Below are 21,574 nucleotides of genomic sequence, written 5' to 3' on the forward strand. Positions count from 1 at the left end.
ATCCGCCTTATGTTGACTCCAGGCGAGACATCGAACTCCCGCCACGTGCATGTCATGCAGCCGCTAGGAGTTTTGTGGAATGAAGCCCAGCCGCCTCGACAGCCTGATTGACGCCGTGCCACTCGCGGCCGATGAAGCGAATCTTTTGCGAATGCTGCGCACGAGCGCCCGCAAATGGGGCTACGATCATTTTGCCTACCTGCTTCTCGCTGGTAAGAGCAGCTTCGCGCTTTCCTCTTATCCAGGGCGATGGCAGCGTCGCTATTTCCAAAGACATTACCATCTGATCGATCCGATCGTGCGCATGGCTAAAACGGAAGCGCGTCTTTTTCCTGGTCAGCCGATACTATTCATCAGAAAGCTCCGCGCGACCAGGCCAATTTCCTTGATGAGGCGACCGGTTTCGGAATCTCGTCCGGGGTCTCCATACCAGTTGCAGTCGGGTTTGGCAGGACCGCCGTCCTCAGTTTCGCCTCGGCCCTCCGCAATGTTGAGGTTGATACATCGGATCCGATCCGCGCCTCGACGGCGGCAACGCTCCTGCACGCGCAGATCACTTTTATTCGAGCAGCTCCGACGATGACGGCGACGCCGAAGCTCTCGCAACGACAAGCCCTTTGCCTAAAATGGTCGTCGGAAGGCAAGACGATGGACGAGATTGCTGAGATCCTTGAGATCACGAAGCAGTCCGTCCGGTTTCATCTGGACGAGGCCCGCGCAAAGCTTGATGCCGTCAATCTCATTCAGGCCTCGTCGATGGCCTCGAGGAACCATCTGATCTGACCGATGCAGTCGGTTCACGTGAGGCTTCGCAGGAAGCAGGTGTCGTTGGCTGATCGAGTTTATAGCAGATCTTGCTTCAAACCATCGAGATGTTCCTCGCATGAGGCCTTTACCAGATCAAGCAGCATTTGCGTCCGTTCGGCGAGCCAAACGAGTGCTTCGTCGCTGATCTCGTAATGCTTCGAATAACGTGCTTTCACATAAGCCTCGTTTAGCGTGTTAAACCAGGCTCGTTCGCGATGCTGGTCACGCGGAAAGGCTTCTGTCAGATGACGATCCTGCTCCTCCGCCAGCGACCGAAGAAACTTGATATTGTGCGACGGCGGTCCGTAGTTGGTCATGGTCAAGAGGACACACGAGTAAGCTTGCTCTAGCGCTTGGTGAAGTTCGAAAGCGGCATTTTCCACATAGCTTCGCTGAGTTGCAAGGCGTGCCATGTCGAGGAACCGCGTCGCCGCGCGGAAGCGTTGATTGAAGTGATCTTGCGCCGCTGTAAACCGTTCTTCCTGTGTTAGCGGTACCGGCTCTGGAAGTTGCTCGTCATCGAGTTCGTAGAGGACCACGCCTTCCTTTCGGATGTCGGAGAAGAAGTATTGCCCCTCTTTCAGATAGGTATTCACCTCACGCCGGGAGTGGACGATGAAGCTTACCGGCGTCTTGATCGCCTTGTCATGGATCAGCCGGTCAGCCGCCTTGTACCAGTAAGTGGCGAAGTCGCAGAGCTTGCGATTGTTGACGATGATCAGAAGGTCGAAGTCTGAGCGGTAACCTTTCATCGTGAAGGGTTCGTCGACCCAGCCGCCCTTGGCATAGGAACCGAAAAGGATGATCTTAAGGATCCGTCCGCGCTTTTTAAATTCGGCCGTTCCATCTTTCAGCGCATCGGCAAATTCCTCATGGATGATCTCCAGCACGCGAGCAAGTTCTCGCTGCTTTTGCGGCGGCATATGATCCAATGAGGTTTTCATCATAGGTGGGCGCGAATTTTTCGAGACTGATCTGAAAGTGTTATTAAAACACGGTCGAAGACGATTTGCTACTTCTCCGCCTGCTTACACCCGCACGGGTTCAGGCCCTAAATGTTTGTTACCTGCTACAGACTCGAATCTATGCGGGGTCGGCATGCGCTTGCAACCCGCAAATATGAGGAGGTGTGAAACAGGGCGACGAATCCACGATTGACACAATGCCGACCCGGACAACCCGCCCAACGCGGACACTCATAATTTAGCGTCCCCCACCTACGAGACTACCATAGGTCCGAGTTCCACCCACTCCGCCATCCTTTGATGAGTTTTGCCAAGACAATGGTTCGCAAGAGCCTTCAAGGCTATCAGACGTGATCATGAAGACGGTCGTAAAGGATAGGACATTCTACGTTTGTCGACATCGAATGGCCGATCTGTTGCGAAGGTCGGGATGTCAAGACACGCTGAAGAACTCGATCATGGGGCATTCATCGAAAGGCATGATGATGCACTATGGTGAGGGCTATACATTAGAAAATAAGCGAGACGTCCCTTTGAGGGGCTTTGCCTGAAGCTCAAGCGATCCAAACCCGTAAGTTCAAGCAACCAAAGAAAGTGAAAGTTAGGAGACTACCTGCTTAAATGCGTGAGTATTCATATAAAAAATCAATCACCAATAACAAACTACGAGACGAATCCTCCTCAACGTATGATGTTTTGATTTCTGATCTAAAGCAACACCGACATTTTAAAACCGCCGGTGATCATATCGATGATCGCAAGAGGCTTTGGGATGATATCTCTAGGTTCATCTAAAACAACAAAAGGGCTCGCATTCGTGCAGTCCTGTTTTTAGTCCCAGAAACCAATCCCAGGATAATTCGACAGAGCTATCATTAGGATTGCCATCATGGTCACTACGCCGAAGAGCGCGAACGCAACGCTCACCGTCGCCGCGAGCCCCATACAACTATTAATTTAGTACCAGCGCCGCGATCAGCTCATTCTTACCTCCGTCAAACACCACTTTTTATTTATGATTTCCTCGATCTAGCGGCGCGGGAAGTCCAAAAGAGCGTTGTGGAACAATCGCCATATTTGCCGGTTAGACGATTGCTGGACGGTTCTCCACCCGGACAGAGCGATTGTCAAAGACCCCTGCCGTTAGCCCATGCGGCGGGGGTTCTTTCGTTTCATCCACTCACACGGACCGCATGACATACAGCAGAACCCGTATCTTGATTTGTTCGCTCAACAGATGGTCGTTTCGCCCCCTCCCACCAAAGGTCGGACTGAAGACAGCGAACACCGCCATAGCTGATGGGCTTGTTGAACGGGACGGCGAATTGCATCGTCGAGCGCGATATCGGCTTACGACAGCCGGGCATGCATTGAAGGAGCAGTTCGGGCCTATCTGATCAGCTTAAGCAGTCTCAAGGCATTGGGCATCATCAGTTCGATCACGCCGTCTCTTTCAAGACTGTACAGTTCGTTGACGATCTCGCTGATCATAGCCAGCCGCAACAAGTGGAACACCGGTTTTGTAAATCACGACGGCCTTACCGACTTCAGCGCCGATCTCGCGCAGCCTGTCAACGATGCGATCTTGACGTCCATGTTCCCTATTTGTACTTGTTTCATCAGGCTGTCAATCGGATGCGGTACAGGGGTACTTGCGAAATCTCGCATCTGTTCGTGCCCGCTAATCGCGGTTAGCATCCAAGACAATGGGGGCTGCAAATGAATTTTACCACGCACGAGGCGCATGAAGCGCTTGAACCGACCGATTTGACACTGTTACGCGCGGTCTTGGATGAGATATGCCGCGATCAGCACATCGACCCTAAGGCTAAGCACGCCGAATCGGTCGCACACGATCTCATCAACCTGTGGCTATCAGGCTTTAGATCGGCGCACGAGCTGAAAGCCATGCTTGCCCCGATGCCGCTCGCAGGCTAATCCAACATTTCAGAGATGTGGCGTCCCTGACTGACCCGGCTGGAAACGGTCGGGTCTTTTTTATTCGGATTTTGGAAATAATCGATGATCTAGCCAACGAGGAGCGAACATCCGCAGAATAAAGCGCGGATATCCACCGAACATACAGCCAGATCGCGGCGATTGAGTTCGTTACACCTACAACTTTTGTCCATTACCGTACCGAGCCGCATGCAACCTTGGAATAGTCTAAAGTGCGGCTTCATGCGGGGGCGGCATCATGGACAGATTGAATGGTCACCATATTCTGGTGATCGAAGATGACTACCTCATAAGCGCATCAATCGTTGACGAGTTGATTGAGCGTGGCGCAACTGTTGTCGCTGTCTCAAACCAGCGGGACGCTCTAAAAGAATTGTCGAACTGGCATTTCACAGCAGCTGTGGTCGATATCAATCTTGGTCACGGACCTGATTTCACCAGCGCCACGAAGCTGCAACGAGAGCGAATCCCGTTTGTCTTCATCACCGGATATGATTTGGACATGTTGGCCAGTGCGTTCGAGAACGTACCCGCGCTCAGAAAACCCCATGATACTGATCAATTGGCGGAAGCCCTGCTGAGCGCGATCAATCTCGCAGCCGCCTGATTGTCAGGCTTAGAAGCGGAAGGCGGCTGTTCAACGCATGGGAAAACAGCCGCTCGATGGAAGCGCAGTCGATAAAGACTACGGGGGTACTTCTACAATCGCATGTAGGCTGATCCAGTGTTCAGATTGTGGCGGGGAAGTAACGGGTGGAAGCGATCCCGATACCCCATCGACATAACCTCCACCCTGCCGAATATAATCCGGCTCAGGAGAGGTAGTTCACCACCACAACATGACAGGTATTGTTGGGCGAGGAAGACCAGCACGGCAATGCGCTTAGCCTTCCTCTGTCGTCAGCTTAATGGGGGATAAATCCAACGATCTTACGGATGTATGAAATCTGTCTGGGAAAGCAAGAGGCGAACGGCAAGAGACCTCCAAATCAATCCCCGTTTGCCATTGTCGCGCCCATCTGAGAGCCTGACAAAGAGAAGCAACGACGGGATACGATCCATCCGTGGCTATCAATTAGCAACTGCGCATGAGTATGCGTACGGTAACGGACGGTTTGGGTGGACGACAGCTCTACCGCCCTACGGTACACAGCTATCGTCCACAGTGCCCGACGTTGCGGCGGCTGGGTCGGACACAGGTGAGAATATGCTCATCAAGTGAAAATAAAATCAAGGGGAAGAAGAGGCAGTTCGGACCCCTCCAAAACTGCCTCGTGCCGGTGTCTCTCCAAACAACAGCAGGATCAGTATGAACGATTGGAAACACTCGGCAACCATAAGCAATCACTCACGCAACTTTGTGGGCGATACCACGCTATGAGGGCATCGGAAAGCTGATACACGCGTTGAGCGGAAGCATGAGACGGTCTCCGGTCCCAAGATTAGGCAGTAGCTGAAAGATCATGAGGGCGAATAAGAGATTATATTCGGAAGTTGTACCGACTCAGATGAAGAGAGGCGCGCTTGCATGCCCGCCCCTACCTCTCGCCATTTCTGGATGGCGGCGGCTCATGTAGGAGAAGATAGTCTAGAAAAGGTCGCCACCATTACAGTCATCAAGGCTCAGCCACCGGATTCCGTAGATTGAAAGATGATGATCGCAGAACTTGAGGCAAGCTCCTTTGAGAGACTTAATTCGACCATCCTAAATGTCATGAAAATGCGGCTGAGCAAGTTGACGCCATATGGGTGTGGGCGGTAAGTCGCTAATAAGGACGCCTGTTCGGCTCCCGCATGTTCGCATCCTTCTCGCGAGCGTTGTGGGCTTCACGGTTAAGCCAGCGTTTTGTAGCCAATTCAGGCGGTACCTGCTTGCCAGGTGAACGGCTTCTCTCCCAACGCCCCAACGTGAAGTAGGCGGTTATAGCGAGCGCCGTGACGAGGACGACAGCCAAAATAATCATTGGTGTGTGTTCAAGCATCGCAGTCTCCTTTCGAGGATCAAACGACCACACGTCAAAATGGGTTCCGAACCGGAACGAATGCACAACCGTCTGATAAGGCCTTGAACATTCGACGACGCTACACAAGCATCTGGAACAATAAGTAAGCGCGCATGTTAGGTGCGTGGAGGAACCAACCATGAACCGCACGCCCAAACACTCGCACGATTTCGCGTTCTACGTCGGAACAAATATCTGTCTGTTAGCGATAATAGCGATGGCGAGTGCGTTACTTTGGCTCCATTAGTTCGATGGGCGATGGATTAGCCATATTATTTGTACTTGGGGCACTGGTTATGGCGGCTTACTTGCCTTGAGTCGCACCAACCGCCTTTGAAGCCCCTGCTGTCTGTCTGTCTGACCCATTGTTGGATTGGCGACAGACCAAAAATATTACTTTTCATAGGTTGTATCCTCCCGGTTGCTTTGAAGTTTCGCTCATGCAAACAAACCGCGAGGGCAATAGGGGTTAGGGAATTCATTCAGTGCTGGCATTTGACGCCTTCCTTATTTGGAAGAAGATCTCGCATTCGGTTCGGCGCTCAATCGTGGGAAAGCGGAAACTTCACGATCAAAACTACAATTTTGCGGTGGACGCGCTTCCCAAGGAACTCCTCGCATAATTTGGATATTCTGGGACAAACCCCTCATATCAGCACCGGCGTTTATCAAGTACGCTGTGCAAAGCTGGATCGATAAAAATCCCGGCTGGAAAGTTCGGGTGATCGACAACATCACGCTGCCGACATGGGTAGATATTCCGAACCCGTTTGATCAGCGAAAAGTGCAAGGTCGATCAGACGCGATCAGGCTTGCGCTTCTTAAAGAGTACGGCGGTGTGTGGGTGGACGCCAGCTGCGCCTGCGTTGTGCCGCTGGACCACTGGCTTCCGTCTCTCATGCAGAGCGGGTTCTTCGCATTTCCTGACACTTATCCCGGTCGCGAAGTACAAAGCTGGTTTCTTGCTGCCTCACCCGATAACTATCTCACCAGGAAATGGTGCGAGCTTGCACTCCGCTATTATGGTAGAGACGGAAAGCTAGGTCACTATTTTTGGGTTATGCATCTGTTTGAATACCTGATTAGGACGGACCGACGGGCGGCGAACATTTGGGCTATGACACCCAAAGTTTCTGGTAAAGGCCCTGCCCTCTTGAAACGCGTGATAACGCAAAAGCGCCTTGCCCAAGAGATCCCCGCTACCGTCAACCTTAGCGCCATTCCGATGCTGAAGATCAGCTCCGGCACGAGAACAGACGACCCTGAAATTCAGAGTGCAATTGTCGAACACAGGGATATCGATATCCGCAAAATGGTCGAGCCTTTGCTGACACACCGACGGAGTTGATATGGCATCCGTCCCCGTTATCCTCCGTCTCCATAGATATGTCTCGGTCATCGACAGAACACCACGCGGGGACCGCACAATGGTGCAGCGCGTGGCCAGAAAGATGCTTCGTTGGTGGTTGGATCGGGCGCTAGGGCGTGGCTACGGCGCCTTCATCGGTAAGGGGGCTCGCATTGCAAAAGACGTGAAATTCGTCCACGAACTCTACGGTGTTTTTATTGCTGGTGAGGCCGTAATCGAAGAGGGCTGCCACATCTTCCAACATGTCACGATTGGCGCAAAAAAGGGCCCCGATGATCGATACCAAGCACCACGTATTGGAAGGAATGTTGTGATTGGCGCTAACGCGACGTTGCTTGGCCGATGCGTCATAGGCTCCGGGGCAAAAATCGGAGCCGGCGTAACGGTGGTCGATGCCGTTATCCCGGATGGAGCGATTGTAGTCAACAAGAGCGCCTACGACCTGACGAACCAGCGCTTCATCTATGAGCAATGACGTTGTGATCTTCTTGCAATGACGTGGTGATGTGGATTTTCCCTCACAGCAGATAGCCACTGTGAATATCAGAGTGATCACGTTCGGGCGGTATCGTAGCTGTTTCACAGGACTTAACCGCGCGGGTCCCTGTCTCGACTGTGCGACGGCCGCCCCCAAATATTTAGGGTAGGCCACGCCCCATTCAGTAAAAATTGAGCTTTATTCCGCATATTCGCAGCTACTGACGTTTTGCTTAGGGGAGTTCTAGCAGTGTCCGAGAAGAAAGTTCGCAAGCCGCTCTGGTTCAAGATCACCGCTTGTGGTTTTGCCGCTGTTCTATTTTCCAGCGCGCTAATTGGCGGCATGGCTTGGTATCGTCAGGATGCTGCCAAAGAAGAGACGCTGTTGCGGGAAGCATCCAGCGATAGCTCCCTCGTCGACAATGACATGATCGCTCAGAAAAAGGCGACTTCAGCACTTGCGCTTGCGCTCGCTGGCCAGCCGGATACCGCGAACCTCATTGAGAACAACGGCCGCGACGAAATCATCGCACGCTATGCACACAGCATGAGCGGGATTGTGAGCGAAGGTAACGTCCAGCTGATCACATTCGTCAATGCCAAAGGCGAGGCGGTCGCCCGCATCCACACACCCGACAAGTTCGGCGACGATATGAAAGCACGCCGGAAGACCATCGTGGCCGCTCTCGGGAGTGGGAAGCTGGTGGCCGGCACTGAGCCAGGCCGGACTGCTGTCAGCATGTTTGCATCTGCCCCGGTCATGCGTGACGGCAAAGTTATCGGCATTGTGGACACGGGAACCAGCCTGACGAACGATTACTTCAAGCCTCTCGCCGAGCGCATTGGCGGGCAGATCAATGTCCATATCATGGTGGATGGGAAGTTCCAGAGGCAGGCGTCGACGGCAGACACGGCGCTCCTCGATGAAGGGCAGCTAAAAGCCGCTTACGACGGTGCGACCGTCCGTGAGGACCGGGCGATCGGCGATAAGTTTTATCTCATCGAAGCTACGCCCTTCACCAACTTCTCGGGGAGAAGATTGGCGTGCTGGAGATCGCTTCGGACGTGACGTCAGTGGTGAAGGATGCGGAAATCGCAACTTGGATGACCGTTGGCGGCACCGTAGTCGTATCCCTGCTCTCCCTGCTCGGCTTCCTTCTGTTCGCGAAGTCGCTTGGCAATGCCATCGGTCGCCTGACGGGCACGATGGGCCGCCTTGCATCGGGCGATCTCAATGCCGAGGTTGCCGGCGAGACACGACCTGACGAAATCGGCGCCATGGCGAAGGCTGTGCAAGTGTTCAAAGACAACGCGCTGAAGACTGAAGCGTTGGAGCGTGACGCGGAAGCTCAGCGCAGCCAGACTGAGGAGCAAAGGCAGCGCAACGCCACCCGGGATCACGAGCGCGCCCAGGCAATGGCGGAGGCCACGAACGGATTGGCCGCAGGCCTGAAGCATCTCTCGGCCGGCGACCTCACATTCATCCTGAGCAAGCCTTTCGCCGACGACTTCGAGAGCCTTCGCGCCGATTTCAATGCCGCCGTCGAACAGCTGCGCGGCACGCTCGGCTCTGTCGCCCAGGCAACCAGTTCGATCGACAGCGGCTCGCGCGAGATCAGCCAGAGCGCCGACGACCTGTCGAAGCGTACAGAACAACAGGCCGCTTCTCTCGAGGAAACCGCAGCCGCCCTGGATGAAATCACCACCAATGTGGCCAACTCTTCGAAGCGCGCCGAGGAAGCCCGCACGGTGGCCATCCAGGCAAACGACAGCGCCCGCCAGTCGGGTGCCGTCGTTGCCAATGCGGTCAACGCCATGGGCGACATTGAGCAGTCATCCGGCCAGATATCCAACATTATCGGCGTGATCGACGACATCGCCTTCCAGACCAACCTCCTAGCGCTGAATGCCGGCGTGGAAGCAGCCCGTGCGGGCGAAGCCGGCAAGGGCTTTGCGGTGGTCGCGCAGGAAGTGCGCGAACTGGCACAGCGTTCCGCCAAGGCCGCCAAGGAGATCAAGGAACTGATCGGTAAGTCCTCGGCTGCAGTGGGCAACGGCGTTAAGCTGGTCAGCGATACCGGCACGGCCCTAAAAACGATCGAGGCCTATATCGTCACGATCAACCAGCACATGGACGCGATCGCCACCTCGGCGCGCGAACAGTCGGTGGGCCTGGCAGAAGTCAACACGGCCGTCAACCAGATGGACCAGGTGACGCAGCAGAACGCCGCAATGGTGGAAGAAGCCAATGCAGCCGGCGCCACGCTTGCCAACGAGTCGGCTCGCCTTCGTGATCTCATCTCGCAGTTCCAGCTCGGCGCCGGTGCCACGATGCAAAGCGCAACGCTCCGCCAGACGGCCTCGGTTATGGCTGCATCGCAGCGTTCGACCCCGCAGCCATCCCCGGCGCGCGGCATGATGGGCAAGATCACCCAGGCCTTCGGCGGTCGAGGTGCTGCTGCGCCAGCGGCCGACAATTGGGAAGAATTTTAATCGGCTCGTCATCCAAACAACTCCCCGTGGCCCCATCGGCCACGGACGTTGATCTGGGATGTTCGGCGATCAATACCCACCAGGACGTGCCGCTGCGCTTCGATCGCCGCAGCGGTTTCCGGCGGCGTCGCGCTGCCAATTGTACCGGCAATTTCCTGGATAACCCTGGTAGCTGCTTCCACCGCAATGATGGTTTGAACAATAGGCGACCGCGCCGCCGATCAGCGCCACAGCGACGATTGCGGTCGCTACCTGGTCCTGCTGCTGGACGAGTGCCGGACAATCCCAGGCTTTGACGCTCCGCTTCTCAAGCTCGGCGACGATTTGCTGCTGGAAGACCGGATCTTGGCTCTGCAAATAGGTCCGACAGAGCGAGACCTTATCCACTGCCTTCGGGTTCTTTGCGAACTCCGTCTGCGTCGTAGTGCATCCCGCCAAAGCAAGCGTCATCAGCGCGGCAAATCTGCCACGCATGGTGTTTTTCAATGTCACGATTTATCCCCAGTTTGCCCAGGGTGAAGATGCCACAACTTTGCGGCGTGTCGAGCGGATGGTTAAGTTAGCGTTAATAACCCCGCAGCGCCGCGGCGGTTTTGACTGAATGGGGATCACACGAAGTGGGCCGATACTCGTAGATTGACGGTGGATAAAAAAGCGGCGAGCTATTTTGGAACGGCAAGGCCGTCGTCACCGGAAAAGTCGTCGTGCTGCAGCGGTACGAGCGAATTTTGGCAACGATCGTGGAAGTCGCAAAGGTTGCTGGCGCGTTGCATCCTTTCGGGAAGTCCTTCGGCTGGTGGTAATAGCGGGCAATCGCTGCAGTCAATCAGTTCCGGCCACGGAATGCTGAGATCATGGCAGGCGTGACATCGCTGGCGTAGCAAAGCGGCGCATAGCCTCCGCCTTTCGCCCAGGCGCTGCGCTTGCCGCACCGACGGCCGGCACGGTCACGGTTCTCGGGACATGGGCAGTTGCCGGGGTAGTTGGCGATCGATGCTGCGATAATCCGCTGGACGATGAGACTGTCGGATACGTCGGGGGCAGCTTTCGGCGCCGGTTGCTCGGCCTGCGGTTCAGGATCCTTCCGAGCCGGCTCGAGCGGTGTCTCCGAGAGCAAAGAGGCGAAGACCCAGCCTTCCCGCTGCGTCAGCCGATCCTTTACTTGCGCCCCTTCTCCATCAGCGTCGAATACATCGACTTCCCTGCCGGCATCATAGCGATCGAGGATCGAATAGGTTTTGCCTGGGCCGCTTCGGAGTGCGACGGCATTGCCGCGGACGAACGCGCGCCTCGGCTGGGCAGCGTCGCGCGATCGCGCCGGCGGCTCGACGACTGCGCGAGGCGCTGCCTCCAGTTTGACCGGCACTGGGCCTCCGGACGGTTGGGCGCTTTCATGGGCCGGTTGGTAAGAAACTGTCGGTGATGAGGAAAGCGGTTGCTGCGCTTCCTTGCCCGTAGACTGCAGCAGATACAGGGCCGCTAGAACCGCAAGCCCGACAAAGAAGCGCTTTCGCATGATGCCACCCAACCCGGTGGCATATTCAAGCGGATTTCGCGTTAACGCAAGATCCGAGGAGCTCTTAGATATGTCCGCGGACAAAGCCCCTTGGATGCAAGTCCTCTAAAGAGGCCAGAGCACGCTGTAGAGAATTATTGACGTTGCTGAGGCCCGCGGGGTCAATGGTACGCGATGCTCCCGCCCGGCTTTCATCCGCTCGGCCGGGACGGTCCAATCACCGGCCTTAAGATCGAACTCCTTCCAGACAGCGCCGAACGTCTCACCGGATCGCGCAGCCGTCAGGATCGTGAATTCCAATGCCCGTGCGGCGGTCGCCTCGCGCTCCCGCAGATCCTTGATGAACGCCGGCACGTCGACATAGGGCATTGCCGCGTAATGGCGCGCGCCAGCTTCCGGCGCTTTGGCAGGAGCTTGTCGAGATGTCTGCGCCACAGGGCTGGATTTTCGCCGGATCGGTGCCCCTTTGCTTTCGAAGCGACGAGGACGCGCTCGATCCTGCCCCGCACCCGCGAGGCCGTTTCCGACTTCGTGAGCCAGATAGGCTTCAGCACGGCCAGGATATCCGCCGTGGTGATCTCGTTGACCGGCTTGCTACGCAACGGCGCGGCGTATTCGCGGAGGGTCGTTCCCCATTGGCCCACGTGCTTCGTATTCCGAAACTGGGGCTTCATCGCTTCGATATAGGCGTCGGCCTCATCACCGAAATTCGGGACGGCCGACGGTGCGGACCGCCGTGGCCTCGGGTACGCAGGGGCATCGTGAGCGAAAGCGGGAAGGCGGAGGCGCGCTGTTCCCATGCGGCATTATAGGTTAGAGATAGGCCATCTTGATCTGCCAGGTGGGCGACAGGCCAGTTCTCGTAGTAGATCGTCGTCACAGCGGCACTCGATCAGAAAAATCGTGGCAGATAGCCGAGATCGTCGTCGGCCGCCGGGGCGGGCGAGGACATCGCGGATTTTAGGTCGCCGAGATCGATACCCACCGTACGGGCGGCGATCAGCGATTTTTCCAGATGGCAGCTCGGCTTGCCATTCTCCAGGTCGACGATAAAGCGCTCGCCGGTGCCGCAACACTCGGCCAGCTGTATCTGGGTCCATCCAAGTGTTTTGCGGCGCTTCCGGATCAGCGCTCCGAATTCCGCGGCGGATCGGATAATGTAATCTCCATCTCCATACCATTTTGCTTACCGTACAGGAAGAAATAGGGAAATCCAGACAATCTTACCGATAAGGAAGGAAGGTAACTTCGAATGCAGAAACTTCCTGATCGGGAAGTCAAGTAATTGATATGGTTCGCTGTTAGGTGGGATTTCTCAGGCTCTGTCAGAAGAGCAATATGGTCAAATCGGATCAGCGGAAGCCCGCTATAGCGACCGAAGAGCGGTTGGACGACCCGTCGATAAGGATTCAGCAGGCCGCCGATGCAATGCACATATGGGACAGGATGCCCGCGGAAGAACGCGAGAGCTAACGGCGCTGATCCTCGACTCCATGCGGGATGCTGTCAAGAAGCGTGTCCCAAAATGCGAGCCTCCGACATCCGGCCGCTCTAATTGGGTGCGAGCCCGCAGGCCGGCAACGGCATTGTCTCCTGACGATAATCGGGCACGCAGCCGAGAGCGGAAAAAGCGTCTAGGCTGATGTCCGGTCCCTCGCCCCCGCAAAATTGCACCTACCAATAGCGAACTTTCTCCAATAAATTCAGTGGATCAAAGGCACTGAAGGGCGGTGTATAATTCAACGTGGGCCTAAAACTGCCCAGTTAATATCTCAGCGCGTCCAACATTTGAATGAGGACTTTCTCCCAAATAGAATTTGATCGATAGACGCACCACACGCGCAAGTCACCCTTTGTCAGCCTGGCGCTCATTACTGGCGCGAACAGAAGTGGTTGTATCTGGCGATGCGTGCATTTCGACGAGCGCTCCATCGATCTGCCCTTCAGCAGTGGAGCCGCGCACGAAAACCGCAGAGACTCAAGAGCGTTTTCGCACTCCGCCATGCAGGATATGGTCCTAAAGAGACTGAAGATTGGCCATGTAGCTCATCATTCGAAAACTACCGGTCATCAGCCGTCTGCCATTACAGAGAACAATAATTTGCGGCGAGCCAGAGATCAGCTGGTATCCGCTCCAATCGTGCACTGGGAGAACAGTTACTTAAGGGCGAGCGATCTTAAGCCACGACAGCACAGAGGACATTGATCTCATCCCATGACTAAAGAGCTCGATCAGGTCAATATTTATCGCCGGCTGAACGGTAACCGGCTTGTCATCTTCGAGAGGCAGGGTACTCTTTTACGGCAAAAACATGGATCTAGAACACTTTCTCTCGATGACATAGATGAGACACTGCTCCACGTCTTGCACAGACTTCGATGTAGCCATTTTAATTTTGGTTTTATATCCGATCACGGGGGTGTGGAAGACGGTCAAGCGGGCCAACAATCGGCATCAACGCTCATACATGTTCTCGATGGCATTCTTGGTGCGTACGGAGCATCACCGCACTTTTGGCTGGCCTGGCCACCGACAGCAGCTCCAGAAAGTTCTACACACTTCGCCAACCAAAAATTTCTGGACACAGCAGGGATGATTGCTCGCATTTTGGAGCATTACGACCTTGAGATTTCGAAATGCGTCTTTGTTGGCACGACCCTCGCAGGGCTTGCTGCCGCAGCGGGCCTCGGCGTAGATGCCCTCCAGTACTCCGCCTTTGCTGAAAGCAATGTCCCGAAATCTGAAACAGCGGAGTTGATTACCCTTCAGATTATGGGGCTAGCGGCACGCTCACGTTCCGCGCGTCAGTTGGGAAGACGACGTTCTCTGGTGACGGGGCACTAGCGACTGCGATCCCTATCCTGTGGCGGGCGCAACTTGATCGATTTGGGAATATCCCGGCTTGCCTCTTTGGTTGTTGCCTTTTCCGGCGGCCGCTCTTGATCCTGACCTCGCAAATCCGCATTGGACCGAGCAATGCGCGCCGCGTCGGCAATGCGATCATTCGAGCTCCTGTAGACGACGCCCTGCTCCGCCACATGATCGCGCCCCGCCGCAGACTTTGTAACCAAAGCATCCGGCTTCCCCTGAACAGTTTTTGAGTCAGTCCGACCACGATCCTTTACGACTCTCGAGTCCAGCTGCAGACCGACCACCTTTCCGATGACTTCCGTTGCCTGCTCAAAGATTAAGCGGTCAGCGGGATCGGCAATCTTTGCCGCGACACTCACCGCAATATTGGCCAAAGTTTCCTTTGCCGCTTTCGCCTGCGTCGAACTGATCGGTGTAGATCGGATCATATTGTCCTGCCCTTTCTCTTCTGCGGGATCACGTCCCTGTTGAACGGCGGCTTCAAGCCGGTGATGTTCACGACGCAGCCCGGCACAAAGATCCTGACTCAGCTCACGAACCGTACTCGGGGCAGATCTGTCGCGCGCGAGGCCATCGAGCATTTGAATCACTCGGCCAACGGCTCGACGAGTTTGCTCGAACCTAAGTTTGGCGTCATCGCGGCTCGGCTCGACAGGCCTATCCCAGATCTTAGAAACCACTTTGTCGAAAACATTGGAGGGCGCGGTCGCCCCCATCCGCTGAAACATCTCCCATTCCCACCGCTTGACCGGAGGAGGAGCCGCACGTTCGGTCCGCTTCTGTCGATCTATAGGTAATCCCCGATCACGAGCCTTTTCGGCGAAACGAAGCCGCCATTCCGCGAAGTCGCGAATATTTGGATTGAGCGCACGCCCAGTGCTATTGCGTAGCGCAACGACAACATGCAGATGCGGATGCTTCTGCGGGTCCGCACGATTATGGACGGCATAGGCGTAGCGGTGACCGGTGAACTGCTCTCTCAGAAAATCTCGACCAGCGAGAACGAACCGATCGCGGTCCACGTTGGCCGGCCCGGATAGCAGGAGGTGCATGAAGTCCCGTGGCTGCCGCGTCTGCATCAGCGACCCGACCAATTGACCGTGCTTGGTCAAGTCCTGGTGATCCGTGGACACGAGCTCGCGACGTTCGCTACCTTGCTCGTAACGACCGCTTTTTCCCGGCCTCTCGACCAGCTGGGTTTTGTCGAGACGGCAACCTCCGCGCCATCGCGTTGCATGGCGTGGAGGGTCGCCGTAAAGCCCTTCGGTCCAGACGAGCAACTCGCCGGATACCGGGAAACCGGAATGATCCCGGCGTCCCGCAAGGCCCGGTCCATGCGACGCTCTATGGCATGGACGTTATCGATTTCAGCGGAAATCCGGTTGAGCTGGCCGCGGTCAGATCGGTCCTTCTTTTCGTGCGCGATGACCAGCGCGAAATGCAACCTTGTCTGCCCTCCCACGCCGTCGCTCACGCTGAAGGCATAGGTCCGATTGGTGTCGCCCTCTCGGTAGAAGCCGTCATCGGCAAGTGATCGAAGGGCGTGTCCGATTTTCTTCCTCTCAGCGGTCTCCAATTCATAGGTTAGGCGCAGAACATCATCGGTGCCCTTCCGATGGCTGAATTCACGCTCCCATGATCGCACCGCCGCGTTGATGTCCGTGACTTCCAGCCCGTCTTGATCGCGCGCCTTCTCTTCCTTGCTTTGGTAGGCAAGGACATTTTTCGCAGATACTGCTCCTGCTCCGTAAGACAATACCTTCACGACAACTGCATTGTTTCCGGATGCCCGGCTGAGCGCCGAGGCCGCGCCAGCATTCTTCCCCGCCGCAGATAAACTGCCAGATGCAGCCGACCTATTACGGGTGCCTCCACCTCCCCGCCGCGCCGACGGCTGTCCTCTTCGACCAAATCGAAATAGCTCGGCAGCCTGCGGTCGGCCGACTTCGACATCGAGGGAGTGTTAGATCGATCGTTCATCATGCTTCCTAATAAGGTCGTCGATGAAGCTTGATGGGCGGACGAAGCTCGCCTCACGAACGGCGTCCAATGCGCCCGTCAGCTCCTTTAAACTATCCGCCATCGCCGCGCACGACGGGGAGCTGTTGCCCGCCAGAAGAAAATCCTCATTGCGAAACGCAAGCTCACGCAGGAATTGACGCATGTTTGCGAGCTGCCGGTCATGTTCTTCGAGCATCGCAGGAATGCGGGTAATCTCGCGGGTTACAATCAACTTGGCGACAATATTGGTGGAAACGTCGAGCCGCTTTGCGAGCTTGTCCAGACCGTTTAGAACGTGAGCCGGGAGGCGGAACATGATCGCTGGCTCACGCATAAGCCTTAAAATCCCCGCGCCTTCAAAGCTTCCAGGATAAGGCGATGGGTTGCCGCGGACAGCTGTTCATGTTGCTCGAGGGAAACGCGAAAGATCTTCATCAAAACATCGTCGTCGAGATAAAGAGAGATGCGCTTCCTTCGGACAACGTCAGCATTCGTCACCACCGAGCGCTTCGTCGTCACCTCATCATGGCGATCGCCCCTACCCTTACGAGTTGCTGATGGCGAGACAACCTTCTCACCATCCCCATTGTTTTCCTCGGGGAGGCCTTCTTCCGGCAACCAGGTTTTCAGATCAATGTCCGTCGGCATGTACGAGGTTGCAGCGTCTTCGACCGCTTTGACATGCTCTTCCCTCGATCGTGACAGAGCGAGGATGTTTCCGGCTGGTGTTCGCTCTCGAGACATGAAGCTAGGCTGCCTCCCTCTGCAGCAGGCCGATAAACTCGTTGTTGATCCTCTTCACGAGATCGATTGCATCGAGGACGCTCTCGCAAGCCCGCCGCTTGGCGGATAATGTCAAGGCCTGATTGCTCTCTATGGTGGCCAGTTTGGAGTAGAGAGAACCAAAGCCAGCCCCGACATCGCTGAAGTGGTTACTCTTGCGGACGACCGTGTCGACTATCGGAATTTTGCCGCTGGTCAGGATTGTATGCACCTCCGGCAAAGATCGATTATGCTTCAGCGCAATCATATCGATATAGTTCCAGATCGCCGCAAACGGGATCGGACCGGCTGCCCGCTTCTTCGAGATTTCCGTCAGGATTGTTGCTACCTTGATCGCCGACGTCGCAGCGGTCGGCTCAGGAATGATCGGGATCAGCACGGCATCGCACTCATGATAGACCTCGATTGCGCGGTGGTGCACATAGCCTCCGACGTCGTAGATGCGGATGTCCGCTTCGGGCGCCTCCGAAAGTCGATCAGGGAAGCGATCCCCCGGTCCAATTCGACAGTGAAGCAGAGTGCCGTCGGTCGGCAAAAGACCACGTTTCATGGAGACGTTGTACCATCGCGTCGATGACTCCTGTTCGTCGCAATCGATGAGAAGCGTGCGATGTCCCTGCTGGGCAAACTCTGCCGCCAAATTGACGTTAAGCGTCGATTTTCCAGCGCCTCCCTTGAAGGTCGAGATTGCGAGTGAGAGTGGTTTAGCTACCATAACGTTTCTCGAATCCAAGCCGTGCTGTCGTGCGGCAGTTCAAATTCGCCGGGCGCGCAAACAACCCAGGCCAAACACGATAGCGATCACATTCCCCACCACGAGGGTGGCGACCCGTGCGAATTGGCCATGGAGTTCCTAAGCTTGGCGAGACTTTCGTCCTGCCGCCTTGCCGCAATCGCCATGTCGGCCTCCTCGAGGCGCTCAGTCGTTGTTTTCTCCGGCGGTTTACCCGGCCAAACTCCCAGTATCGGCAGGCAAAGAAGTGTAGCTGAAGCGATAGTCGCCGCCTTGAACAATTCCGAATGGGCGTAGAGATCTGAAGCCGATTGCCAGAGTGATAAGGTCCAATCTGCGGGAAGAAAGCACGAAACCAACAGATAGATCGGCGCTACAACCAACAATAAAGCAATCTGGGTGAGAACGCAGATTGAGCGAAAAGAGAACCGCACAAACATAAAAGCCGTCCGAAATGCCGCCATCGACGTCCTCCCTGAAGAGTTGAGCAGCACTCAGATCCTACATCACACTTTTCGAACAGTCCATACTTGCACTGCAGTATAATTTAATGCATTGTGTGGTATGTCTCAAATGACCGATAAACGCGGGCACTGTCACGCGTGATGCGTCTTATCATTCTGCTCTTATGCAATTTCTAGAGCATCTGTTTACGTCACGATGCGGGATGGAAAGAGCTCATGCGACAGCTAGTTACGAACATGCAGGCCGTTCATGTCACAGGAATAAAATTGTTCCCGGCACCACGCACGACAACCTTCGCTGCAGCGATCACGGCAGTCCTCAATGCCATCAGCATGAAAAATGAAAATGCATCAAGCGGGAGCGTGAAGCCAAGCTTTGCCGAGTGCTCCGCTCAGTCGATCAATTGACGCGGGTGGGAGGCACAATGCTCATTCCCACAATTCTTGCCTCCAGCTTTTATGCAAGTATTTACTTCATGCCTGACATCAAAGCGGGCCACACGCTGCTCCCACAGAGATCCACCGCTCCGATAGCCCTAATTCAGGCTACAGAAGCGGATCTCACCTCACCAGCCAGCGAGACTCCCGCGCCGCATTCACCCCCTTTCCAATCAGCGCGCAATTCGAGACGGCTGACACCTGGGTTTCCGGGGACGCCGATATCGTCTCTATGGCGTTCAGGCATGTTTGAGAGGAACGCGCGTCACGGTCCTGAACGGGACACTACGCGATTGCGGCGAGCTAAACATCATCATGGCGCAGGCAATCATCAGGGATACAAGGCCTGTCTGCGAAGATGTCAAAGACATCGATCAGAACAACGCCGTGGTCGTTTGCCACACGACATCAGGTGAGCGCCATTACGATCTCGCGACCTACCTCATTGCCCAGGGATGGGCGTTTGCGGCGGTCGACGATCACGGGCAACTCATCGTACCCGGCTATAGGGTAGCCGAGGAAAGCGCGCGGTTAGCGAGAGCGGGGCTGTGGGCCTCATCTGATTTGCCCCATCCTCTCTCCGTCCTGCAGAGCCATGGAGGCCTCAGAAAGTGAGGTTCGTTTCAAAGCTTTTCATAGCACTGTCCATTTTGCCCGCCTCTCTGATGGCCCAACAGCAGCCGGCTAATTTGCCGCGCCAGATTTATGGAAAGGTCCGGGTCGTCGATAGCACGACCTTCGAGTTCGTCAGGACCACTCAGCTCGTGCGGCTGGCCGGGTTTGAGGCGCCCAGGCTTGAACAGACTGCCACCGATGACGGGGTATCCTGGCCGGTGGGCCAGGTGTCTCGTGCATGGATGATCCTTAGGACGCTCGGGCAGAACCTCAACTGCGCGCCGATCGGTCGCGATCGGAACAAGGTTTTGATCGCCCACTGCTTCGTCGGAGAAACAAACCTTGCCGCGACTGCGATTGCAGAGGGCATCGGATATGCCTTCAACTATCGCGACGAACCGCAGGTGCCTGCATATTTCGATATCGAGAGAAAGGCACGTGGATTGGGCTATGGCGTTTGGTCGTCACCAGACCTGCCGCCGCCCTGGCTCTACGCTGCAACGATCGCGAAACCTGCAGATTTTGAGCCAGAGCGGCCGGACACTAAAATGGAGCTTCCCTGCCCTTGCCGGTCTCCAAAGAAATAGATGACATCAACCATGCGAATGGAGGCTAGATGCTTCGCTTATGTAAACCCTTGCCGATCGCACTGATCCTCGTCGTATCGAACGCGGCCGCAGGCCTTGCTCAAGATGCTGTCACGCCGTCCCAGATCGAAAGCCGCGACCCGAATGCCTGCGGTGCCGCGGGCGCTGGCTGCGACCCGGCCGCCGTCCAGGAATGGAAGGTCGTCGGCAATCGCCTCGCCGATCTGTCATCGGCGGATCTCAGCCAATACGCCTATGCGTGCGCTCAGCACCAGGACTGGAAAAAGGATTGCGAGACTGACCCGGCCGCAGTTCTGAGACGACTGGGCATCGAGGGATACTGAGCCTTGTCGGCTAGATCATCCTACGGATGGCTTGTTGCTGCAACACCGTTCGCATTCCTGATCGGCTCTGCCGGAGGCTTTATCCTGCACGCCGATCAATCAAAGGATCAGGATCATTCGCCGAAATGAGGCGACCCGGGATGTCGTTCGCAAAAACGATGTCGCTGGGAGCAACTGCAATGATATGAAGTGGAGGCATGTTATGAAACGGATGCCGTTTGCTATCGCAGCTCTGGTCGGCCCGGCATTAGGATTGATCGCGACACCGGCGAAATCGCAGGATGCTTCATGGGGATGCCAGGTCCTGTTATGCGCGGCCTCCCATAACCCTTCCTGGCACGGTGTCGGCTATTGCGTTCCACCCATGACAAAGCTGATTTCCGCGATGAAAAGGCCGGGCTTCTCATGGCCGATCTGCCATGAGGCGAATGCCGGGAAACCCGGGCATGAGCCCTACGAAGAGTGTCCCGCCGGTACAACGATGGGATACAGCACACAAGGGGAGCATGGCTGGCAAGGTGAGCCGGACCGATGCATCAAGACAGTGGACGCGTGCCGCCCTTCAGGCAATCGAGACGCCAGTATCAGGGTTTCCGTTGCGACCATTCGAAGTGTTTACGGCGACAGCGGCAATGGCTGCATCCGGAAGATCTCAACTCCGCGTCCTCGCCGAGCAGACCCATATTTTTTCGACATCCCCAACGACGAGGGTGTGAAACAGAGGTTCTGGTTCAATCTCGACGACTAGGCGGACGCCTGTCGTTCAGTTCGGAAGATCGCCTTTCTTGATCTTCTGGCGCCGGGCAAGCAACACGGCAACTTGCGGGAGATCGATTTCGGTGACGGTCAGCAAATCCTCAATCCTCACATTCCACTCCCGAGCCATTTTGTCGAGAGTAGACAATTTGACATCACGCATGCCGCGCATCACCTGCGACATATACGCTTCTGTCACCCCAAGCTGCTCAGCGAGCACCTTGGCTCGCAAGCCACGGTCTCGCTTCAAGCGATCCAACCCGATTGCAAGCCGCTCCGAAAGCGACAGGTGCTCCAAGATTGAAGGATCCAACGGTTCGGTGACCTGTTTCGCCTTCACACGCCTCATTGGTGGCCTTCTCCAGAACAATCTGCAGTCGGCCGACAGCAGC

At 55.8% G+C, this 21,574-nt stretch carries 23 protein-coding genes and 3 pseudogenes; 12 read left to right on the forward strand and 14 right to left on the reverse strand.

The features are described from left to right. Positions 1-151 precede the first annotated feature (151 nt). Both N7E02_RS29405 and N7E02_RS03760 read left to right on the forward strand, forming a co-directional pair. Positions 152-444, forward strand: a pseudogene (locus N7E02_RS29405) (autoinducer binding domain-containing protein); the annotation flags it as partial. A 135-nt stretch (positions 445-579) separates the two neighbouring features. Next, on the forward strand, positions 580-783 hold the full coding sequence (locus N7E02_RS03760) for a helix-turn-helix transcriptional regulator (RefSeq protein ID WP_286578760.1): 204 nt from the start codon (positions 580-582) through the stop codon (positions 781-783). A gap of 59 nt (positions 784-842) precedes the next feature. On the opposite strand, the gene N7E02_RS03765 is transcribed toward N7E02_RS03760, so the two are convergent. Next, positions 843-1,754: a nucleotidyltransferase and HEPN domain-containing protein gene (locus N7E02_RS03765; RefSeq protein ID WP_286578761.1), complete on the reverse strand. Its 912-nt coding sequence runs from the start codon at positions 1,752-1,754 to the stop codon at positions 843-845. Between the two features lie 1,737 nt (positions 1,755-3,491). Between N7E02_RS03765 and N7E02_RS03770 the strand changes: the two genes are divergently transcribed. Together N7E02_RS03770 and N7E02_RS03775 are read left to right on the forward strand one after the other, a co-directional pair. After that, a complete protein-coding gene (locus N7E02_RS03770) occupies positions 3,492-3,710 on the forward strand; it encodes a hypothetical protein (RefSeq protein ID WP_286578762.1) in 219 nt (72 codons plus the stop codon). Positions 3,711-3,969: 259 nt separating this feature from the next. Continuing rightward, entirely contained in the window at positions 3,970-4,338 is a 369-nt protein-coding gene (locus tag N7E02_RS03775; RefSeq protein WP_286578763.1) for a response regulator, read from the forward strand. A 1,159-nt stretch (positions 4,339-5,497) separates the two neighbouring features. Here N7E02_RS03775 and N7E02_RS03780 read toward each other — a convergent pair. Then, positions 5,498-5,713, reverse strand: a complete 216-nt coding sequence (locus N7E02_RS03780; RefSeq protein WP_286578764.1) for a hypothetical protein — start codon at positions 5,711-5,713, stop codon at positions 5,498-5,500. 688 nt (positions 5,714-6,401) lie between these two features. Between N7E02_RS03780 and N7E02_RS03785 the strand changes: the two genes are divergently transcribed. The 3 genes and pseudogenes from N7E02_RS03785 (at position 6,402) to N7E02_RS29410 (ending at position 10,073) form a co-directional block, all read left to right on the forward strand. Continuing rightward, positions 6,402-7,082 carry a capsular polysaccharide synthesis protein gene (locus N7E02_RS03785; RefSeq protein ID WP_286579073.1) on the forward strand — a complete coding sequence of 227 codons (681 nt, stop codon included), beginning with the start codon at positions 6,402-6,404 and terminating at the stop codon, positions 7,080-7,082. Between the two features lie 79 nt (positions 7,083-7,161). Further along, positions 7,162-7,578, forward strand: a complete 417-nt coding sequence (locus tag N7E02_RS03790; RefSeq protein WP_286578765.1) for an LbetaH domain-containing protein — start codon at positions 7,162-7,164, stop codon at positions 7,576-7,578. Positions 7,579-7,830: 252 nt separating this feature from the next. Next, a pseudogene (locus tag N7E02_RS29410) lies at positions 7,831-10,073 on the forward strand (methyl-accepting chemotaxis protein). 69 nt (positions 10,074-10,142) lie between these two features. Here N7E02_RS29410 and N7E02_RS03805 read toward each other — a convergent pair. The 5 genes and pseudogenes from N7E02_RS03805 to N7E02_RS03825 form a co-directional block, all read right to left on the reverse strand. Further along, positions 10,143-10,565 carry a hypothetical protein gene (locus tag N7E02_RS03805; protein ID WP_286578767.1) on the reverse strand — a complete coding sequence of 141 codons (423 nt, stop codon included), beginning with the start codon at positions 10,563-10,565 and terminating at the stop codon, positions 10,143-10,145. Between the two features lie 334 nt (positions 10,566-10,899). Continuing rightward, positions 10,900-11,439, reverse strand: coding sequence for an SH3 domain-containing protein (locus N7E02_RS03810; RefSeq protein ID WP_286578768.1), 540 nt, complete (start codon positions 11,437-11,439; stop codon positions 10,900-10,902). Positions 11,440-11,739: 300 nt separating this feature from the next. Continuing rightward, positions 11,740-12,314, reverse strand: a pseudogene (locus N7E02_RS03815) (tyrosine-type recombinase/integrase); the annotation flags it as partial. Then, positions 12,260-12,469: a HipA N-terminal domain-containing protein gene (locus N7E02_RS03820; RefSeq protein ID WP_286578769.1), complete on the reverse strand. Its 210-nt coding sequence runs from the start codon at positions 12,467-12,469 to the stop codon at positions 12,260-12,262. The pseudogene N7E02_RS03815 and the gene N7E02_RS03820, both read right to left, overlap by 55 nt. A 12-nt stretch (positions 12,470-12,481) precedes the next feature. Beyond that, a complete protein-coding gene (locus N7E02_RS03825; RefSeq protein ID WP_286579074.1) occupies positions 12,482-12,748 on the reverse strand; it encodes a helix-turn-helix transcriptional regulator in 267 nt (88 codons plus the stop codon). A gap of 1,056 nt (positions 12,749-13,804) precedes the next feature. Here N7E02_RS03825 and N7E02_RS03830 point away from each other — a divergent pair. Next, the gene (locus N7E02_RS03830) at positions 13,805-14,434 is read left to right on the forward strand and encodes a hypothetical protein (RefSeq protein ID WP_286578770.1); all 630 of its coding nucleotides are present in this window, start codon (positions 13,805-13,807) and stop codon (positions 14,432-14,434) included. Here the strand turns inward: N7E02_RS03830 and N7E02_RS03835 are convergent. From N7E02_RS03835 to N7E02_RS03860, 6 genes are all read right to left on the reverse strand, one after another. Further along, positions 14,431-15,573, reverse strand: coding sequence for a relaxase/mobilization nuclease domain-containing protein (locus N7E02_RS03835; RefSeq protein WP_286578771.1), 1,143 nt, complete (start codon positions 15,571-15,573; stop codon positions 14,431-14,433). The genes N7E02_RS03830 and N7E02_RS03835 overlap by 4 nt on opposite strands. Beyond that, positions 15,570-16,226 (reverse strand): hypothetical protein, encoded by a 657-nt coding sequence (locus N7E02_RS03840; protein ID WP_286578772.1) that lies wholly within the window; start codon positions 16,224-16,226, stop codon positions 15,570-15,572. The genes N7E02_RS03835 and N7E02_RS03840 overlap by 4 nt, the downstream gene beginning before the upstream one ends. Positions 16,227-16,424: 198 nt before the next feature. After that, a complete protein-coding gene (locus N7E02_RS03845; RefSeq protein WP_286578773.1) occupies positions 16,425-16,796 on the reverse strand; it encodes a hypothetical protein in 372 nt (123 codons plus the stop codon). A gap of 5 nt (positions 16,797-16,801) precedes the next feature. Beyond that, positions 16,802-17,110, reverse strand: a complete 309-nt coding sequence (locus N7E02_RS03850; RefSeq protein WP_286578774.1) for a hypothetical protein — start codon at positions 17,108-17,110, stop codon at positions 16,802-16,804. A gap of 100 nt (positions 17,111-17,210) precedes the next feature. Further along, the gene (locus N7E02_RS03855) at positions 17,211-17,978 is read right to left on the reverse strand and encodes a ParA family protein (RefSeq protein ID WP_286578775.1); all 768 of its coding nucleotides are present in this window, start codon (positions 17,976-17,978) and stop codon (positions 17,211-17,213) included. Between the two features lie 68 nt (positions 17,979-18,046). Further along, entirely contained in the window at positions 18,047-18,442 is a 396-nt protein-coding gene (locus N7E02_RS03860; protein WP_286578776.1) for a hypothetical protein, read from the reverse strand. A 753-nt stretch (positions 18,443-19,195) separates the two neighbouring features. Between N7E02_RS03860 and N7E02_RS03865 the strand changes: the two genes are divergently transcribed. From N7E02_RS03865 to N7E02_RS03880, 4 genes are all read left to right on the forward strand, one after another. Next, positions 19,196-19,495: a thermonuclease family protein gene (locus N7E02_RS03865; protein ID WP_286578777.1), complete on the forward strand. Its 300-nt coding sequence runs from the start codon at positions 19,196-19,198 to the stop codon at positions 19,493-19,495. Positions 19,496-19,545: 50 nt separating this feature from the next. Then, the gene (locus N7E02_RS03870; protein ID WP_286578778.1) at positions 19,546-20,082 is read left to right on the forward strand and encodes a thermonuclease family protein; all 537 of its coding nucleotides are present in this window, start codon (positions 19,546-19,548) and stop codon (positions 20,080-20,082) included. A gap of 29 nt (positions 20,083-20,111) precedes the next feature. After that, entirely contained in the window at positions 20,112-20,426 is a 315-nt protein-coding gene (locus N7E02_RS03875; protein WP_286578779.1) for a hypothetical protein, read from the forward strand. A 211-nt stretch (positions 20,427-20,637) separates the two neighbouring features. Beyond that, a complete protein-coding gene (locus N7E02_RS03880; RefSeq protein WP_374730630.1) occupies positions 20,638-21,174 on the forward strand; it encodes a hypothetical protein in 537 nt (178 codons plus the stop codon). Positions 21,175-21,189: 15 nt separating this feature from the next. Here N7E02_RS03880 and N7E02_RS03885 read toward each other — a convergent pair whose 3' ends face one another. Continuing rightward, positions 21,190-21,531 carry a helix-turn-helix domain-containing protein gene (locus N7E02_RS03885; RefSeq protein ID WP_286578781.1) on the reverse strand — a complete coding sequence of 114 codons (342 nt, stop codon included), beginning with the start codon at positions 21,529-21,531 and terminating at the stop codon, positions 21,190-21,192. Positions 21,532-21,574: the final 43 nt, after the last annotated feature.

The sequence above is a fragment of the Terrirhizobium terrae genome, assembly GCF_030323265.1.
GTDB lineage: Bacteria > Pseudomonadota > Alphaproteobacteria > Rhizobiales > Rhizobiaceae > Neorhizobium.

Excerpts from the sequence above, each read along its gene's own strand:
- N7E02_RS03760 (WP_286578760.1), top strand. The coding sequence starts at position 580 with ATGACGGCGACGCCGAAGCTCTCGCAACGACAAGCCCTTTGCCTAAAA.
- N7E02_RS03765 (WP_286578761.1), bottom strand. The coding sequence starts at position 1,754 with ATGATGAAAACCTCATTGGATCATATGCCGCCGCAAAAGCAGCGAGAA.
- N7E02_RS03770 (WP_286578762.1), top strand. The coding sequence starts at position 3,492 with ATGAATTTTACCACGCACGAGGCGCATGAAGCGCTTGAACCGACCGAT.
- N7E02_RS03775 (WP_286578763.1), top strand. The coding sequence starts at position 3,970 with ATGGACAGATTGAATGGTCACCATATTCTGGTGATCGAAGATGACTAC.
- N7E02_RS03780 (WP_286578764.1), bottom strand. The coding sequence starts at position 5,713 with ATGCTTGAACACACACCAATGATTATTTTGGCTGTCGTCCTCGTCACG.
- N7E02_RS03790 (WP_286578765.1), top strand. The coding sequence starts at position 7,162 with ATGGTGCAGCGCGTGGCCAGAAAGATGCTTCGTTGGTGGTTGGATCGG.
- N7E02_RS03830 (WP_286578770.1), top strand. The coding sequence starts at position 13,805 with ATGACTAAAGAGCTCGATCAGGTCAATATTTATCGCCGGCTGAACGGT.
- N7E02_RS03845 (WP_286578773.1), bottom strand. The coding sequence starts at position 16,796 with ATGCGTGAGCCAGCGATCATGTTCCGCCTCCCGGCTCACGTTCTAAAC.
- N7E02_RS03850 (WP_286578774.1), bottom strand. The coding sequence starts at position 17,110 with ATGCCGACGGACATTGATCTGAAAACCTGGTTGCCGGAAGAAGGCCTC.
- N7E02_RS03860 (WP_286578776.1), bottom strand. The coding sequence starts at position 18,442 with ATGGCGGCATTTCGGACGGCTTTTATGTTTGTGCGGTTCTCTTTTCGC.
- N7E02_RS03865 (WP_286578777.1), top strand. The coding sequence starts at position 19,196 with ATGGCGCAGGCAATCATCAGGGATACAAGGCCTGTCTGCGAAGATGTC.
- N7E02_RS03870 (WP_286578778.1), top strand. The coding sequence starts at position 19,546 with ATGGCCCAACAGCAGCCGGCTAATTTGCCGCGCCAGATTTATGGAAAG.
- N7E02_RS03875 (WP_286578779.1), top strand. The coding sequence starts at position 20,112 with ATGCTTCGCTTATGTAAACCCTTGCCGATCGCACTGATCCTCGTCGTA.
- N7E02_RS03880 (WP_374730630.1), top strand. The coding sequence starts at position 20,638 with ATGCCGTTTGCTATCGCAGCTCTGGTCGGCCCGGCATTAGGATTGATC.
- N7E02_RS03885 (WP_286578781.1), bottom strand. The coding sequence starts at position 21,531 with ATGAGGCGTGTGAAGGCGAAACAGGTCACCGAACCGTTGGATCCTTCA.